This is a genomic window from Xanthomonas sp. WHRI 7065 (genome assembly GCF_040203115.2).
In the GTDB taxonomy this organism is placed as follows: domain Bacteria; phylum Pseudomonadota; class Gammaproteobacteria; order Xanthomonadales; family Xanthomonadaceae; genus Xanthomonas; species Xanthomonas arboricola.
Genome location: NZ_CP168194.1, coordinates 2,300,209 through 2,316,184, shown reverse-complemented (window position 1 = coordinate 2,316,184; position 15,976 = coordinate 2,300,209). Strand labels below are relative to the sequence as shown.

Here is a 15,976-nt window from a genome sequence, read left to right as displayed (position 1 = left end):
CGATGACCGGCGTACAGCGCGCCGCCGTGCTGTTGCTGTCGCTTGGGGAAAGCGACGCCGCCGAAGTGCTCAAGCACATGGACCCCAAGGAGGTGCAGAAGATCGGCATCGCCATGGCCACCATGACCGGCATCTCGCGCGATCAGGTCGAGAAGGTGATGGACGAGTTCAACGGCGAACTGGCCGGCAAGACCTCGCTGGGCGTGGGCGCCGACGACTACATCCGCAACGTGCTGATCCAGGCGCTGGGCGCCGACAAGGCCGGTGGCCTGATCGACCGCATCCTGCTCGGCCGCAACACCACCGGCCTGGACACCCTGAAGTGGATGGACCCGCGCGCGGTGGCCGACCTGGTGCGCAACGAGCACCCGCAGATCATCGCCATCGTCATGGCACATCTGGACAGCGACCAGGCCGCCGAGGCCCTGAAGCTGCTGCCCGAGCGCACCCGCGCCGACGTGCTGCTGCGCATCGCCACCCTGGACGGCATCCCGCCCAATGCGCTGAGCGAGCTCAACGACATCATGGAGCGCCAGTTTTCCGGCAACCAGAACCTCAAGTCGTCCAACGTGGGCGGCATCAAGGTGGCCGCCAACATCCTCAACTTCCTGGACACCGGCGCCGACCAGGGCGTGCTGGGCGAGATCGGCAAGATCGACGCCGACCTGGCCGGCAAGATCCAGGACCTGATGTTCGTGTTCGACAACCTGGTGGACCTGGACGACCGCGGCCTGCAGACGCTGCTGCGCGAGGTCTCCGGCGAGCGCCTGGGCCTGGCCCTGCGCGGTGCCGACGTCAAGGTGCGCGAGAAGATCACCCGCAACATGTCCCAGCGCGCCGCCGAGATCCTGCTCGAGGACATGGAAGCGCGCGGCCCGGTACGCCTGGCCGACGTGGAAGCGGCGCAGAAGGAAATCCTCACCATCGTCCGCCGCCTGGCTGACGAAGGCGCCATCAGCCTCGGCGGCGCCGGTGCGGAGGCGATGGTATGAACGACATCGTTACCCGCTGGCTGGCCCCCGACCTGCACCTGGAGCCGGCCCCGCCGGCGCCGGAATACGACGAGCCGGCCGTGCTCGAGCCGGTGCTGCGTCCGCCGACCCTGGAAGAGATCCAGGCGATCGAGGACGCCGCCCAGCAAGAAGGCTTCGCGCGCGGCCATGCCGAGGGCTTTGCCCAGGGCCAGTCCGAAGTGCGCCGCCTGACCGCGCAGATCGACGGCATCCTGGACAACTTCACCCGCCCGCTGGCGCGACTGGAGAACGAAGTGGTCGGCGCGCTCGGCGAGCTGGCCGTGCGCATCGCCGGCTCGCTGGTCGGACGTGCCTATCAGGCCGACCCGCAGTTGCTGGCCGAGCTGGTGCAGGAGGCCGTCGATGCGGTCGGCGGCGCCGGCCGCGAGGTGGAAGTGCGCCTGCATCCCGATGACATCACCGCGCTGCTGCCGCATCTGGCGCCCAGCAGCACCACACGCGTGGCCCCGGACCTGAGCCTGAGCCGCGGCGACCTGCGCGTGCACGCCGAAAGCGTGCGCGTGGACGGCACCTTGGACGCGCGCCTGCGGGCCGCGCTGGAGACAGTCATGCGCAAATCCGGAGCGGGCCTGTGAGCGCCCTGCTGGGTGCCACCCCGGCCGATTGGCTGGATGCACGCAACCTGCGCCTGGCCACTCGCCTGAGCGGACTCGGGCTGGAACCGAGCGCCGGCCGCACCCTGATCCGCGAAGGCATCCTGCGCCGCGCGGTCGGCCTGACCCTGGAAGCCACCGGCTGCGAAGCGCCGATGGGCGCCACCTGCAAGGTCGAAGTCGACGGTGGCTGGGTCGATGCCGAAGTGGTCGGCTTTGCCGGCGAACGCACCTACCTGATGCCCAGCGCCGAGCTGCATGGCCTGCTGCCCAACGCCCGCGTGGTGCCCTCGCGGCGCCGCGGCGGCGTGGAAGTGGGCGAAGGCCTGCTCGGCCGCGTCATCGACAGCGACGGCACCCCGCTCGACGGCAAGGGCCCGATCCGCGGCGAAGGCAGCGTTAGCATGGCCGGCGTGTCGATCAACCCGCTGGCGCGCGAGCCCATCACCACCTCGCTGGATGTCGGCGTGCGCGCGATCAACGCGCTGCTGCCGATCGGCCGCGGCCAGCGTGTGGGCCTGTTCGCCGGCTCCGGCGTCGGTAAATCGACACTGCTCGGCATGATGACCCGCTTCACCTCGGCCGACGTGATCGTGGTCGGGCTGATCGGCGAACGTGGCCGCGAAGTGCGCGACTTCGTCGAAACCACGCTGGGCGAGGAAGGCCTGCGCCGCGCCGTGGTGGTGGCCGCCCCGGCCGACCGCCCGCCGTTGGCGCGTCTGCACGGCGCCTACCGCGCCACCGCCATTGCCGAATGGTTCCGCGACCAGGGCCTGAACGTGCTGCTGCTGATGGATTCGCTGACCCGCTTCGCCCAGGCGCAGCGCGAGATCGGCCTGTCGGTCGGCGAGCCGCCGACCACCCGCGGCTATCCGCCGTCGGTGTTCGCCAAATTGCCGGCGCTGGTCGAACGCGCCGGCAACGGCGCCAAGGGGCGCGGCTCGATCACCGCCTTCTACACCGTGCTGACCGAAGGCGACGACCCGCAGGATCCGATCGCCGACGCCGCGCGCGCCATCTTGGACGGCCACATCCTGCTGTCGCGCCGGGTTGCCGACAGCGGTCTGTACCCGGCCATCGACGTCGAATCCTCGGTCAGCCGCGTGGTGCAGGACATCGCCGACGACACCTGGCGCCTGCGCATCCGCAAGCTCAAGCGTCTGCTGTCGGCCTACACCGCCAACCGCGACCTGATCGCCATCGGCGCCTACCAGCGCGGCAGCGACCCGGCCACCGACGAAGCATTGGCGCGCTGGCCGGAGATCGTCGAATTCCTCGGCCAGGACGTCCACCGGGCCGCCGACCTGCCCGATAGCCTGTCCGCGTTGCAGCGGCTGGTCGAACCCGAGAACTAATCCATGATGCAGTCCAAACGGATCGACCCCCTGCTGCGCCGGGCCCAGGAACAGGAAGACAAGGTCGCGCGCGACCTGGCCGAGCGTCAGCGCGCGCTGGACACCCACCAGTCGCGCCTGGAAGAGCTGCGCCGCTATGCCGAGGAATATGCCAATAGCCACATGGCCGGCACCAGCGCCGCCGCGCTGACCAACCGCCGCGCCTTCCTGGACCGGCTCGACAGCGCCGTGCTGCAACAGGCGCAGACCGTGGAAAACAACCGCAACAAGGTGGAAGCAGAGCGCACCCGGCTGCTGCTGGCCAGCCGCGAGAAGCAGGTGCTGGAGCAACTGGCGGCCAGCTACCGCGCGCAGGAGAACAAGGTGATTGAACGCCGCGACCAGCGTGAGATGGACGACCTCGGCGCGCGTCGTTCGCGCCTGGCCCGCAGCGAAGACACCCACGGAGAATCCGCATGAACCCCTTGTCCGCTTTTGCCGCCGGCCTCGGCGCACTCGCCGGCACCGGCAAGAAATCCAGCTACAGCGATCCCTCGTCCGAGCCGGACGCCGGCCAGGACCAGTTCGCGCGCATGCTCAACCCGGCCAACACGCCGAACCAGGCCCCGCCGCAGGCGCCCGAGCGCGTGCCGGCCAAGCAGGCCGCGCCCAAGTCCAGCCAGCCCGACAAGCAGCGCAGCGACGACGACCACGGCGACGACGCGCCGGGCGACGCCACCGCACGCCCGCGCGCGCAGGACGGCGATGCCAAGGCCGCCAAGTCCGGCGCCGCTAAGGAGTCGTCTGCCGCCGACGGTAGCAGCGCTGCCGCCACCGCCAAGACCGGCAAGGGCAGCAAGACCGCGAGCAACGGCGAAGACGTGCCGGCCGACGCAGCCACCGCCACCGACACCGGCTGGCCACCGCCGGGCCTGGGCGGCTTCGGCATGGGCCTGCTGGCGCAGGCATTGCCGGGCGGCGATGTGCTGGCGGCCGCGGCTGCGGCACTGGCTGCCGGCGTGACCGCTGCCGCCGGCGCCACGCCGGCTGCAACCGCGCTGCCGACCGACGCGGCCGCACCCACCGCACCCGCGACCGCCGGCACCGCCCTGCCCTCGTTGGGCGCACTGGCACCGGCTGCTGCCGCAGGCGCCAAGCCCACCTCCGTCACCGCCTTGAGCGGCGACGCCCAGGCGGCCGCAATGATGAGCATGGCGACCAAGGCGCTGGACCCGGCCACCGACGACAGCGCCGGCCCGGCCGCGCCGGACGCCCCGGCGTTCGTGCTGCCGACCACCACGGCGGCCGCGCTCGGCCGCCTGCAGGACCCGGCGCCAGTGTTCAGCGCCTCGCCCACCCCGACCCCGGAAATGGGCAGCGACACCTTCGACGACGCCATCGGCGCGCGCATGAGCTGGCTGGCCGACCAGAAGATCGGCCATGCCCATATCAAGGTGACCCCGAACGAGATGGGCCCGGTCGAGGTGCGGCTGCATCTGGAGGGCGACAAGGTCAACGCCAGCTTCAGCTCCGCCAATGCCGACGTGCGCCAGGCGCTGGAGCAGAGCCTGCCGCGCCTGCGCGAAATGCTCGGCCAGAACGGCTTCCAGCTCGGCCAGGCCGATGTCGGCCAGCAACAGCAGAACCAGTCCGGCAACCGCAACGGCGGCGGCAACGACGGCAATGGCCTCAGCCTGGACGACAGCCCGCCCGTCGGAATTCCGTCGGTGGTGTTACGCCAGCGTGGATTGCTGGACGCCTACGCCTGAGCGCCCGCGCCGGGCACGCCCCGGCGCGGCTCAAATCTGGGTGCCGGCAAGCTCCGGCACCACCCCGCGACCCTCGCAGCGCAAGGCCTGCGGGGGTTTTGCCGTTGAAGCTGCACGCGCGCCAGGAAACCGTCGCCGGATTGGCATGCCAATTGCATCCACTGGGTGAGCATTCCCCCTGGAGCAGACTGTGGCAGCCGCGGAAAAACCCAAGAAGACCGAAGACAAAGACGACAAGGGCGACAAGAAGAAGGGCGGCAAGAAACTTCTGCTGATCGCCGTCGGGGTCGTGGTGCTGGCCGCTGCCGGCGGCGGCGCCTGGTTTTTCTTCGGCCACAAGGGCGAGGAGAAAGACGGCAAGCACGCCGCGCCCAAGGTGGCCGAGGTGCCCAAGCCGGCGCAGTACTTCCCGATGGATCCGGCGATCGTGGTCAACCTGGCCGACCCCGGTGATGGCCCGCAGTACCTGCAGGTCGAAGTGCAGCTGGTCACCCGCGACCCGGAAGACCTCAAGCTGATCACCGAAAACGCCCCGGCCATCCGCGCGCATCTGCTGATGCTGCTGTCGCAGGTCAAGGCCACCGATGTGGCCGACTTGGTCGGCAAGCAGAAGCTGCAGAAGGCCGCCCTGGCCGAAGCGCAGAAGGTGATGACCAGCGAGACCGGCAAGAAGTGCGTCGAAGAACTGCTGTTCACCAGTTTCGTCACCCAGTAAGGCCTGCCCCATGAGCGTCAGCGATCTGCTTTCCCAGGACGAAATCGATGCCCTGCTGCATGGCGTGGATTCGGGTGCGGTCAATACCGAGCCGGAGCCGCTGCCCGGCGAGGCGCGCCAGTACGACCTGTCCAGCCAGGACCGCATCATCCGTGGCCGCATGCCGACCCTGGAGATGGTCAACGAGCGCTTCGCGCGGCTGTGGCGCATCGGCCTGTTCAACCTGATCCGGCGCTCGGCCGACCTGTCGGTGCGCGGCATCGACCTGGTCAAGTTCAACGAGTACATGCACTCGCTGTACGTGCCCACCAACCTCAACCTGATCCGCTTCAAGCCGCTGCGCGGCACCGGCCTGATCGTGTTCGAACCCACGCTGGTGTTCACCGTGGTGGACAACTTCTTCGGTGGCGACGGCCGTTACCACACCCGTATCGAAGGTCGCGAATTCACCGCCACCGAAATGCGCGTGGTGCAGCTGATGCTCAAGCAGACCTTCGCCGACCTGAAGGAAGCCTGGGCGCCAGTGATGGAAGTGGACTTCGAGTACATCAACTCGGAGATCAACCCGCACTTCGCCAACATCGTCACCCCGCGCGAGTACGTGGTGGTGTGCCGCTTCCATGTCGAACTGGAAGGCGGCGGCGGCGAGATCCACATCACCCTGCCGTATTCGATGCTGGAGCCGATCCGCGAACTGCTCGATGCCGGCATCCAGAGCGACCGCAACGACCGCGACGACTCCTGGAACGTGATGCTGCGCGAGCAGCTGGACACCGCCGAGGTGACCCTGTCCAGCGTGCTGGCCAGCAAGCGCATGAGCCTGCGCCAGCTCACCGGCCTGAAGATCGGCGACATCCTGCCGATCGACCTGCCAGCACAGGTGCCGCTGTGCGTGGAAGACATCCCGTTATTCACCGGCGAATTCGGCGTTTCCAATGGCAACAACGCCGTCAAGATCACCGCCGTACGCCCGCCCGGCGTGCAAGCCCCACGCGCCGTTCCCTCCCAGGACTCCAGCAAATGATCAACTCCGACATCCTCGACGCCGCGCCTGCCACCTTCGACAGCCTGCAGGCCGAGCACGACCAGAATGCCACCGACCTCAACCTGGACGTCATCCTGGACGTGCCGGTGACGCTGTCGCTGGAAGTGGGCCGCGCGCGCATCCCCATCCGCAACCTGCTGCAGCTCAATCAGGGCTCGGTGGTGGAACTGGAGCGCGGCGCCGGCGAGCCGCTGGACGTGTACGTCAACGGCACCTTGATCGCGCATGGTGAAGTGGTGGTCATCAACGACCGCTTCGGCATCCGCCTGACCGACGTGGTCAGCCCCAGCGAACGGATCCGGAGGCTGCGGTGATCGGCCTGCTGGCCACTGCCGCGCCGGTCGCGGCCAAGGCCACCCAGGTCGGCGCGCAGGCGCCGTCCTCGCCCAGCCTGTTTGGCGCGGTGTTTGCATTGCTGCTGGTGCTGGCGCTGATCGTCGGCCTGGGCTGGTTGCTCAAGCGCATGCCCGGCAGTGGTTTCCGCAATACCGAGGGCCTGCGGGTGGTGACCAGCCTGGCGGTGGGTGCCAAGGAACGCGTGGTGGTGGTGGAGGTCAACGGCCAGCAGTTGTTGCTCGGCGTCACCGCCGGCGGCATCAACACCTTGCACACCCTGTCCGAACCGCTGCCGTCCGCGCCCGCCCCCACCCTGCCCAACTTCAAGCAACTTCCCAATTTCGCCCAGCTGCTGGCACAGAAGCTGCGCAAGGACCCGTGACATGTTGAGTCGTTGGAATCGCTGGGGGCGCAGCCTCCGCCTGGTGCTGATCCTGCTGGTGATGAGCTGCCCACTGCTGGCCGCTGCCACGCCTGCCGCATTGCCGGCCATGGCCCAGGCCGCCGCTCCCGCCGCCGCGCCTGCGGCCGCTCCGGCCGGCGCCAATCAGCTGCCGTCGTTGCCCAATGTCAGCGTCGGCCGCATCGGCGACCAGCCAGTGAGCCTGCCGCTGCAGACCTTGCTGCTGATGACGGCGATCACCCTGCTGCCGTCGATGCTGCTGGTGCTGACCGCCTTCACCCGCATCACCATCGTGCTGGGCCTGCTGCGCCAGGCGCTGGGCACCGGCCAGACCCCGTCCAACCAGGTACTGCTGGGACTGTCGATGTTCCTGACCGCGCTGGTGATGATGCCGGTGTGGCAGAAGATGTGGGGCGCGGGCCTATCGCCGTACCTCAACAACCAGATCGATTTCCAGACCGCCTGGACGCTGACCACCCAGCCGCTGCGCGCCTTCATGCTGGCGCAGATCCGCGAGACCGACCTGATGACCTTCGCGGGCATGGCCGGCGACGGCAAGTACGCCGGCCCGGACGCGGTGCCGTTCCCGGTGCTGGTGGCCTCGTTCGTGACCAGCGAGCTGAAGACGGCGTTCGAGATCGGCTTTCTGATCTTCATCCCGTTCGTGATCATCGATCTGGTGGTCGCCAGCGTGCTGATGTCGATGGGCATGATGATGCTGTCGCCGATGTTGATCTCGGCGCCGTTCAAGATCCTGCTGTTCATCCTGGTGGATGGCTGGGTGCTGGTGGTGGGCACATTGGCCGCGAGCTTCAACGCGTCGTAGCCGCAAGGTCTGCATGCGCGCCGCCCTGCCGGCGTGTCGACCCGGCCTGCCGCTTCGGCATGGGGTCCCGAAGTCGAGCAACATACGTAGAGCAGACAGCAAGCGCGCCAGCCAGTGCAGCCGATAGCGGCCGAAGCGCACAGCTGAGCGACGCCCAGCGGAACCACCCAACACGCGTGGCTTCGCCTCGTACCCTCACCCCAAGCCCTCTCCCGCTGGAGAGGGGCGAGCTTCTGCAGACCGCACCTTGGTCAGCCCCTACACCGTCGCACCAGCTTCAGACCTCCCCCCCGATTCCCGCTTCCCGCTTCCCGCTTCCCGCTTCCCGCTTCCCGATTCCCGATTCCCGATTCCCGATTCCCGATTCCCGATTCCCCAATCCCGAATCCCGTCCTTTGGCACCCCACTTGCATCATCACACCCATGAGCCCTGAAATCGCCCTGACCGAATTGCGTGGTGGCCTGGTCACCGTCCTGTGGATTGCCGGCCCGATGTTGCTGGCGGTGCTGGTTGTCGGTGTCGTGATCGGCGTGGTGCAGGCTGCCACCCAGTTGAACGAGCCGACCATCGCCTTCGTGGCCAAGGCGGTGGCATTGACGGCCACCCTGTTTGCCACCGGCAGCATGCTGCTGGGGCATCTGGTGGAGTTCACCATTGCGCTGTTCCAGCGCATACCGCATCTGATCGGCTAGCGGACCCGGCCGGATGGATGCTGCCACCCAGATGGTGATCGACGGCCAGCGCGCGTTTGCGATGGTCGGGGCGATCATGTGGACCATGCTGCGCACCGGTGCGCTGCTGACCGCGATGCCGTTGATCGGCACCCGCGCGGTGCCGGGACGGGTGCGGGTGATGCTGGCCGGGACCTTGTCGATGGTGCTGGCGCCGCTGCTGCCGCCGGTGCCGGACTGGGACGGTTTCACCGCGCAGGCGGTGCTTAGCGTCGCCCGCGAGCTGGCGGTGGGCGCCAGCATGGGCTTCATGCTCAAGCTGATCTTCGAGGCCGGCGCGATGGCCGGCGAGCTGGTGTCGCAGTCCACCGGCCTGTCGTTTGCGCAGATGTCCGACCCGCTGCGCGGAGTCACCTCCGGGGTGATCGCGCAGTGGTTCTATCTCGGGTTCGGCTTGCTGTTCTTCGCGGCAAACGGACACCTAGCGGTGATCGCATTGTTGGTGGACAGCTACAAGGCCCTGCCGATCGGCACCGCGCTTCCCGACGCCGCCGCCTTCGCCGAAGTAGCGCCGACCCTGTTCCTGCAGATCCTGCGCGGCGGGCTCACCCTGGCACTGCCGATGATGGTGGCGATGCTGGCGGTCAACCTGGCATTCGGCGCGCTGGCCAAGGCCGCGCCGGCGCTGAATCCGATGCAGCTGGGCCTGCCGCTGACGGTGTTGCTGGGGCTGTTCCTGCTGTCCAGCTTCGCCAGCGAATTCGCACCGCCCGTGCAACGCATGTTCGATACCGCCTTCGACGCCGCCAGGGAATTGACCGCCTAGCGGACACATCCATAAGTGTGAACTGCCTCAAGTTTTTCGCCCGTCAGCCGTCAACGGCACAGGACGATTGATACCGCCAATCGCCATCACTCACCCACGCCAAAGCCCGCGGGAACCGATGCCCAACCTGTCTGCGCTGTTCGCTCCGATTGCGTCACGAGGCGGCCACTGGTGGGCCTGGGCCTGCCTGTGGATTGCCGGGCTGCTGGTGTGCGGCCACCTGCAGGCACAGACCTACAGTTTCCGCGACTACGCCCAGGCCGATGGCCTGCAGGGCATGACCGTCAACAGCCTGCTTGAAGACCGCCAGGGCGTGGTCTGGGTGGGCACCGAGCTGGCCCTGCACCGCTTCGAGCGCGAGAGCTTCATCCCGGTCGGCCAGGAAAGCGGCCTGGATGCGCGCTACATCCGCGCCCTGGCGCTGGATGCGGCAGGACGGCTATGGGTGGCCAGTGCCAACGGCGTGTTCGTGCGCGACGGCGGTGCGTTCGTGCAGCTGCAGCGCGACGGCAAACCGATCCGCGCCGACAGCGGCAATGTGCTGGCCGCCTATGCCGGCGGCATGGTGGTGGTCAGCGAGAACGCCTTGCTGCATCTGTCGCCGGACCACACGGGCGGCTGGTCGGTGCACCCGCTGCCGTTGCAGCTGGCCGATGGCACCAGCCTGCCGGCCGGCAAGGCGTTACTTGCCGATGGCACGGCGCTATGGAGCAGCTGCGGGCCGCACGTCTGCCGGATCGACGAGAACGGACGCACCGAGTTGCTTGGCGAAGCCGACGGAGTGCCGGAGCGGCAGTGGCGGGCGATCTTTCGCGACCACCAGAACACCCTGTGGCTGCGCGGCGGTGGCCTGGTGTTGTCGCGCGCGCCGGGAGAGCGTGTATTCCGCAACCATGCGGCGCCGGCAGGCACCAGCTTCGACACGCTCTCGGCCGCCACCACCCTGTCCGAAGATGCACAGGGCCGCCTGCTGACCCGCTCCGATCGCGGCCTGGTGCGCTGGGAAGGCGATCACTGGCGCTATTTCGGCCACGACCAGGGGCTGCCGATCAGCCCGATGGTCGGCCCGTTGCTGATGCAGCGCACCGGCCAGCTGTGGATCGGTACCCGTGGCCTGGGCGTGCAGCGCTGGCTGGGCTACGGCAACATCGAACACTGGGACGAAAGCCAGGGCCTGGCGGAAGCGCCGACCTGGATGATCCAGCGGCTGCCCAGCGGGGAGCTGCTGGTCGGCAGCGATGCCGGCTCCAATGTGCTGGATCCGCTCAGCGGGCGCATGCAGCCCTGGACGCTGGACGACGGCCAGCCTCTGCTGCAGTCGATCTCCCTGGCGCTCTCGCCGACAGACGGCGCCGCCTGGGTGGCACGCTCGTCCGGCGCATTGGCGCGGCGCGATCCGCGCAGCGGCCGGACCGTCGACGTGCTGCAGCTCGGCCTGCCGATCAACAAGCTGCTGTTCGACGCGGCCGGCACCTTGTGGATCACCACCCCGCGCGGCCTGTATCGCATGCCGCCGGGCGCGCCATACCAGGCCATCCGCGATCCGGGCGTGCCGGCCGCGTTCGTGGGCGATGTCGATCTCGACCCCCAGGGCCGGCTCTGGGCCAGCACCCGCGAGGGGCTGTACAAGCGGCAGGCAGACGGCGCCTGGCAGCGCGTGCAGGTGCGTGGCGCGCTGCCCAGCCAGGATTTCTTCCTGATCGATTTTGCTCCCGATGGCGAGCTGTGGATCTCGCTGCGCGATACCGGGCTGTGGCATGGCCGCCTGCAGGCCGATGGCGTGCTGGCGCTGCGCGCGGTGGACGATCCGCTGGTGGCGCGGGTGATGCCGTTCATCCTGCGCCACGACCGCGAGGGCCGGCTGTGGCTGGGCAGCAGCCAGGGCCTGGACATGCTGGAAAACGGCCATTGGTCGCGGGCCACGCGCACCGAGGGCCTGTTGTGGGATGACATGTCGGCCAATGCGTTCTTCGAGGACGTGGATGGCAGCATCTGGCTCGGCAGCAGCCGCGGCGCCACCCATCTGATCGATCCGTTGCGCGTGTTCGACGCGCCGCCATTGCGCGTGGACATCCTGCGCGTGCGGCGTGGCAACCAGGCGATCACGCCGGGGGCGCAGGTCGATTGGTCGCAGGTGCCGCTGGATGTGGACATCAGCGCACCCGGCGCCGAAGGCGGCCCGGACCGCATCAGCTTCCGCTACCGGGTGGAGGGCCACCAGGCGCGCTGGACCCAGACCTCGCTCAGTCACCTCACCTACCCACTGTTGCCGCCCGGCACCTATACGCTGGAAGTCCAGGCGCTGGATGCCTACCAGCGCAGCGCCAGCCCGGTCGCGCGGCTGCGTTTCGTGCTGCGCCCGCCGTGGTGGCGCGGCGCGCCGGCAGTGGCCGGCTACGTGCTGCTGGGCATTGCCGCGGTGATCGCGCTGCTGCGCTGGCGCACGCGCAAACTGCTGCGGCGCAAACGCGAACTGGAGCAGCTGGTGGCCGAGCGCACTGCCGAGCTGGAACAGGACAAGCGCGAGCTGGAGGCGGCCCGCGCCGAACTGGCGCTCAAGGCCACCCACGACGAGCTGACCGGGCTGCTCAATCGCGCCGGCATCCTGCACGCGCTGCGCGGCATGCTGGCGCGTGCCGATACCAGCGCGCGGCCGCTGGCGGTGGTGCTGATCGACCTGGACCACTTCAAGCTGGTCAACGACCAGCACGGCCACCTGGCCGGGGACGCGGTGCTGGCCGAGGTCGGCCGGCGCCTGGATACGCTGGTACGCGGCGACGACCGCATCGGTCGCTACGGCGGCGAGGAATTGCTGGCGCTGCTGCCGGGGCTCAGTGCCGAAGCCACCCATCGCCTGCAGGCACTGCATCGCGGGATCTGCGGTAACTACCCGATCGATGGCGGCGTGTTGCCGGTGACCTGTTCGGTCGGGGTGGCCTGGTTCCAGCCGGGCGAAACCCTGGAACAGCTGCTGGCGCGCGCCGATGCCGCGCTCTATCGCGCCAAGCGCAATGGACGCAACCGCATCGATTACGACCATGTGCGCTACGACGCCGCGGCCAGCGGCTGAGCCTGCGCCCGGACGCAGGCCGAAAGGCAGTGCCAATGCTGCGATCTGCCGACCGACCCGGCGCACAATGGGCCTTGGCGGCGCGCCTGCAGACACGTCGCTGCAGAGAGTGTCCGCTGCCACGCAGGTGCTTGTGCGCGAGCAGCACGCAACTGTTTTGAAACCGGCATCAAGCCATCTGCGTGATCGCGCCTGCAGCGACAGGGTCCGGCCCAGGGAACAACACGCGCCCGGCAATGGCCGTGCGCGCTGCGCACTCACGCCGCCATGCCTGCTTAAGCATTAAAGAAACACGCGTGAACAGCCGCTAGTCGGTTTACTGCGGCCTGCTATGGGGGCCGCCCATGGCAAGCGTGAGACACCCGCGCGAGGGGCGCGGACCACACGCGCCGATGCGTGGGAGAGTGCAACGCTCGTGGGGGTTGAGTACCGCCAATGCAGGTCGTCAGGCCGGCGTGCACCGTTCTTGGCGGTGCTGCTGCTGGCCTTGCTGTCGCTGGCCGATCTGGCCGGCGCGCAGAGCGCGAGCATTCGTCGTTACGCCCACGACCAGGGCTTGCTCGGGCTGGCCGGCACCTGCCTGCTGCAGACCCGCGCCACGCTGCTGTGGGTGTGTACCGAAAGCGGCCTGTATCGCTACAACGGGCGCAGCTTCCAGCAGGTCATGCTGGATGGCCTGCGCAACGAACCGATCACCTCGATGACCGAAGCCGCCGACGGGCGGCTGTGGGTGGCCGGCTTCCAGGCCCTGTTCGTCGGCGACGAGCACGGCTTCCGCAAGCTGGCCCCCGACGAGGCCGAACACCTGCAGGAAGACATGCTGCTGGCCAGTCCCTCCTGGGGCACCGTGCTGGCCAATGGCGGCACGCTGGAACGATTGAGCGCACGCGGCAACGGCCACTGGCATAGCGAGCCGCTGCTGGACACCGCCACCCGGGTGCGCGTGCCCGAGCTGTCCAAGGTGCTGAGCCTGTCGGTGGAAGGCGACACCTTGTGGGCCGGCTGCGCCAAGCGACTGTGCGCCATCGATGCGCAACGCAAGGTGCAGGTGTACGGGCCGGACCAAGGCGTGCCGGACGATCGCTGGTACAGCGTATTGCGTGATCACGACGGCGCACTGTGGGTCCGCGGCACCGGCAACCTGCTCTATCGCGCGCCGGGCGCCAGCAAATTCAGCGTGCAGCCGCTGCCCTTGCTCGATGGCAGAACCATCGGGCGGCAGGCACCGTTGGTGCTGGACCGCGAAGGGCGCGTGCTGGTGCGTCGCAACGACGGGCTGGCACGCTGGGAGAACGGCCGCTGGCGCAGTTTCGGCGCCGACAACGGGCTGCCGCCCGGCAGCAGCGATGCGATCCTGGTGGACCGCGATGGCGATGTCTGGATGACCGTCGATGGCGAAGGCCTGGTGCGCTGGGCCGGCTACGAATGGATAGAGAACTGGGACGTCTCGCAGGGCATGCCGGCCGCGCCCACCTGGTCGATCGCCCGCGACGCGCAGGGCGCGCTGCTGGTCGGCAACGAACACGGCACCGGCCGCCAGGTCGATCCGGGCGGCCGGTTCGTTCCGGCCCTGCAGGCCTCCGGGATCCAGATCGTGGGCATGCAACGCAGCGCCGACGGCAGCCTGTGGACGCTCAATTCGGCCGGTTTCCTGCGCCGCACCTGGCCGGATGGCCGCAGTGCGCAGATCGCCAAACTGCCGCGCACCGCGCGCCGCCTGCTGATCGATCGCCAGGGGCGGATGTGGATGCTCAGCGCGGGCGGGCTGTTCGTGATCCGGCGCCCGCTGGAAGGCGGCACGATGGAAGCGGTCACCGAGATGCCCACCATCGCCTATACGGATGTCCAGCAGACCGCCGACGGCACGCTGTGGGTGTCCACCGCCAACGGCTTGTTCCGGCTGCAGGGCGCGCGCTGGTCCAAGGTCGAGGTGCTGGTCAATGGCGGCACCTCCGACCCGTGGATCAGCAAGTTCCACATCAGCGATAGCGGCGAGGTGTGGCTGGCGTTCTATCGGCCCGGTCTCTGGCACGGCATGTTGCTGGGCGAGCGGCTGGATCTGCAGGCGATCAGCGACGAGGCGCTGCGCGATGTCGGCGTCTACCTGATGCGCGGCGACAGCCTCGGCCGGGTCTGGGTGGGCCATGCGCGCGGCGTGGAGGTCTACGACGGCGAGCGTTGGGCGCATCTGTCGCAGTCGCAGGGCCTGCTGTGGGACGACATCTCCGAAGCCGCCTTCGCCGAGGATCCGGATGGGTCGGTCTGGATCGGCACCTCGCGCGGGGTGAGCCATCTGCTGGATCCGGCGCGGCTGTTCGATGCGCGCCAGCCCAGCGTGCGCATCGACAGCGTCAGCCGTGGCGGCGTGCCGGTGCAGCGCGGCCAGTTGCTGGGCTGGAGCGACAAGCCGCTGCATATCGAGCTGTCCACGATGGAGGTGTACGACGACCCGAGCCGCCTGACCGTGCGTTACCGCCTGCTCGGCCTGCACAACGAATGGATCCAGAGCGACAACCTGTCGATCGACCAGGCGCCGCTGCCCTCCGGGCATTTCCGGCTGCAGGTGCAGGTGCTGGACCGCTACCGCCGCACCGCCTCGCCGATCGCCGACCTGCCGTTTGCGGTGGCCCCGCTGTGGTGGCGCAGCCCGCCGGCGATCGTGCTGTATGTGCTGATCGGCAGCGCGTTGCTGGCCGGCCTGTGGCGCTGGCGGCACCGCCATCTGGTCGCGCGCGAGCGCATGCTGGCCGAACTGGTGGCCGAGCGCACCTATCAGCTGGAACACGAAAAACGCGATCTGGAAAGCGCGCGCGCAGCGCTGGCCCTGAAGGCCAGCCACGATGCCCTGACCGGCCTGCTCAACCGCTCCGGCGTGCTCGAAGCCATGGCCGAAGAACTGCAGGCCTGTGCGCACGGCGGGCACCCGCTGGCGGTGGTGCTGATCGATCTGGACCACTTCAAACTGGTCAACGACGAACACGGGCATCTGGTCGGCGATGCGGTCCTGGCCAAGGTCGGCGCTCGCCTGACCGCCTGCCTGCGCGACTCGGACAAGGTGGGCCGTTACGGTGGCGAGGAACTGCTGTTGCTGCTGCCGGGCATGTCGCAGCATAGCCAGCACCGGCTGCGCGCCATCCACGAAAAGCTCAGCCTGGCACCGTACGAGGTGGGTGCCGCCCGGCCGCTGCAGGTGACCTGTTCGGTCGGCGTGGCCTGGTTCCGGAACGGCGACAACGCCGCCACGCTGCTGGCGCGTGCCGACGAGGCGCTGTACCGCGCCAAGCGGCATGGCCGCAATCGCATCGAACCGGAAGAGCCCGAATCGTCGGTGGCGTGAGCCCAAGAGTCGCCGG

At 68.8% G+C, this 15,976-nt stretch carries 14 protein-coding genes; all 14 read left to right on the top strand.

Features of this window, described 5'->3' with window-relative positions:
* Positions 1 to 2: 2 nt before the first annotated feature.
* The 14 genes from fliG (at position 3) to ABQY64_RS09860 (ending at position 15,960) form a co-directional block, all read left to right on the top strand.
* Positions 3 to 992, top strand: coding sequence for a flagellar motor switch protein FliG (fliG, locus tag ABQY64_RS09925; protein WP_016904678.1), 990 nt, complete (start codon positions 3 to 5; stop codon positions 990 to 992).
* A complete protein-coding gene (locus tag ABQY64_RS09920) occupies positions 989 to 1,609 on the top strand; it encodes a FliH/SctL family protein (protein WP_016904677.1) in 621 nt (206 codons plus the stop codon). The genes fliG and ABQY64_RS09920 overlap by 4 nt, the downstream gene beginning before the upstream one ends.
* Positions 1,606 to 2,982, top strand: coding sequence for a flagellar protein export ATPase FliI (fliI, locus tag ABQY64_RS09915; RefSeq protein WP_016904676.1), 1,377 nt, complete (start codon positions 1,606 to 1,608; stop codon positions 2,980 to 2,982). Before ABQY64_RS09920 ends, fliI begins: the two co-directional genes overlap by 4 nt.
* A 3-nt stretch (positions 2,983 to 2,985) precedes the next feature.
* Positions 2,986 to 3,441 carry a flagellar export protein FliJ gene (fliJ, locus tag ABQY64_RS09910; RefSeq protein ID WP_016904675.1) on the top strand — a complete coding sequence of 152 codons (456 nt, stop codon included), beginning with the start codon at positions 2,986 to 2,988 and terminating at the stop codon, positions 3,439 to 3,441.
* Entirely contained in the window at positions 3,438 to 4,730 is a 1,293-nt protein-coding gene (locus tag ABQY64_RS09905) for a flagellar hook-length control protein FliK (protein ID WP_349780463.1), read from the top strand. Before fliJ ends, ABQY64_RS09905 begins: the two co-directional genes overlap by 4 nt.
* Positions 4,731 to 4,920: 190 nt before the next feature.
* Complete coding sequence (gene fliL / locus ABQY64_RS09900; protein WP_016904990.1) at positions 4,921 to 5,445, top strand: flagellar basal body-associated protein FliL; 525 nt, start codon at positions 4,921 to 4,923, stop codon at positions 5,443 to 5,445.
* Between the two features lie 10 nt (positions 5,446 to 5,455).
* Positions 5,456 to 6,469 (top strand): flagellar motor switch protein FliM, encoded by a 1,014-nt coding sequence (gene fliM, locus ABQY64_RS09895; RefSeq protein WP_016904991.1) that lies wholly within the window; start codon positions 5,456 to 5,458, stop codon positions 6,467 to 6,469.
* Complete coding sequence (gene fliN, locus ABQY64_RS09890) at positions 6,466 to 6,804, top strand: flagellar motor switch protein FliN (RefSeq protein ID WP_016904992.1); 339 nt, start codon at positions 6,466 to 6,468, stop codon at positions 6,802 to 6,804. The genes fliM and fliN overlap by 4 nt, the downstream gene beginning before the upstream one ends.
* On the top strand, positions 6,801 to 7,208 hold the full coding sequence (fliO, locus tag ABQY64_RS09885) for a flagellar biosynthetic protein FliO (protein ID WP_115043510.1): 408 nt from the start codon (positions 6,801 to 6,803) through the stop codon (positions 7,206 to 7,208). Before fliN ends, fliO begins: the two co-directional genes overlap by 4 nt.
* Before the next feature lies 1 nt (position 7,209).
* Positions 7,210 to 8,055: a flagellar type III secretion system pore protein FliP gene (fliP, locus tag ABQY64_RS09880; RefSeq protein ID WP_039521458.1), complete on the top strand. Its 846-nt coding sequence runs from the start codon at positions 7,210 to 7,212 to the stop codon at positions 8,053 to 8,055.
* A 423-nt stretch (positions 8,056 to 8,478) separates the two neighbouring features.
* A complete protein-coding gene (locus tag ABQY64_RS09875) occupies positions 8,479 to 8,748 on the top strand; it encodes a flagellar biosynthetic protein FliQ (protein ID WP_005917968.1) in 270 nt (89 codons plus the stop codon).
* Between the two features lie 13 nt (positions 8,749 to 8,761).
* On the top strand, positions 8,762 to 9,553 hold the full coding sequence (gene fliR, locus ABQY64_RS09870) for a flagellar biosynthetic protein FliR (protein ID WP_016904238.1): 792 nt from the start codon (positions 8,762 to 8,764) through the stop codon (positions 9,551 to 9,553).
* A 118-nt stretch (positions 9,554 to 9,671) separates the two neighbouring features.
* The gene (locus ABQY64_RS09865; protein ID WP_349780462.1) at positions 9,672 to 12,623 is read left to right on the top strand and encodes a diguanylate cyclase; all 2,952 of its coding nucleotides are present in this window, start codon (positions 9,672 to 9,674) and stop codon (positions 12,621 to 12,623) included.
* Between the two features lie 415 nt (positions 12,624 to 13,038).
* The gene (locus ABQY64_RS09860) at positions 13,039 to 15,960 is read left to right on the top strand and encodes a diguanylate cyclase domain-containing protein (protein ID WP_349780461.1); all 2,922 of its coding nucleotides are present in this window, start codon (positions 13,039 to 13,041) and stop codon (positions 15,958 to 15,960) included.
* The last annotated feature ends 16 nt before the right edge of the window (positions 15,961 to 15,976 follow it).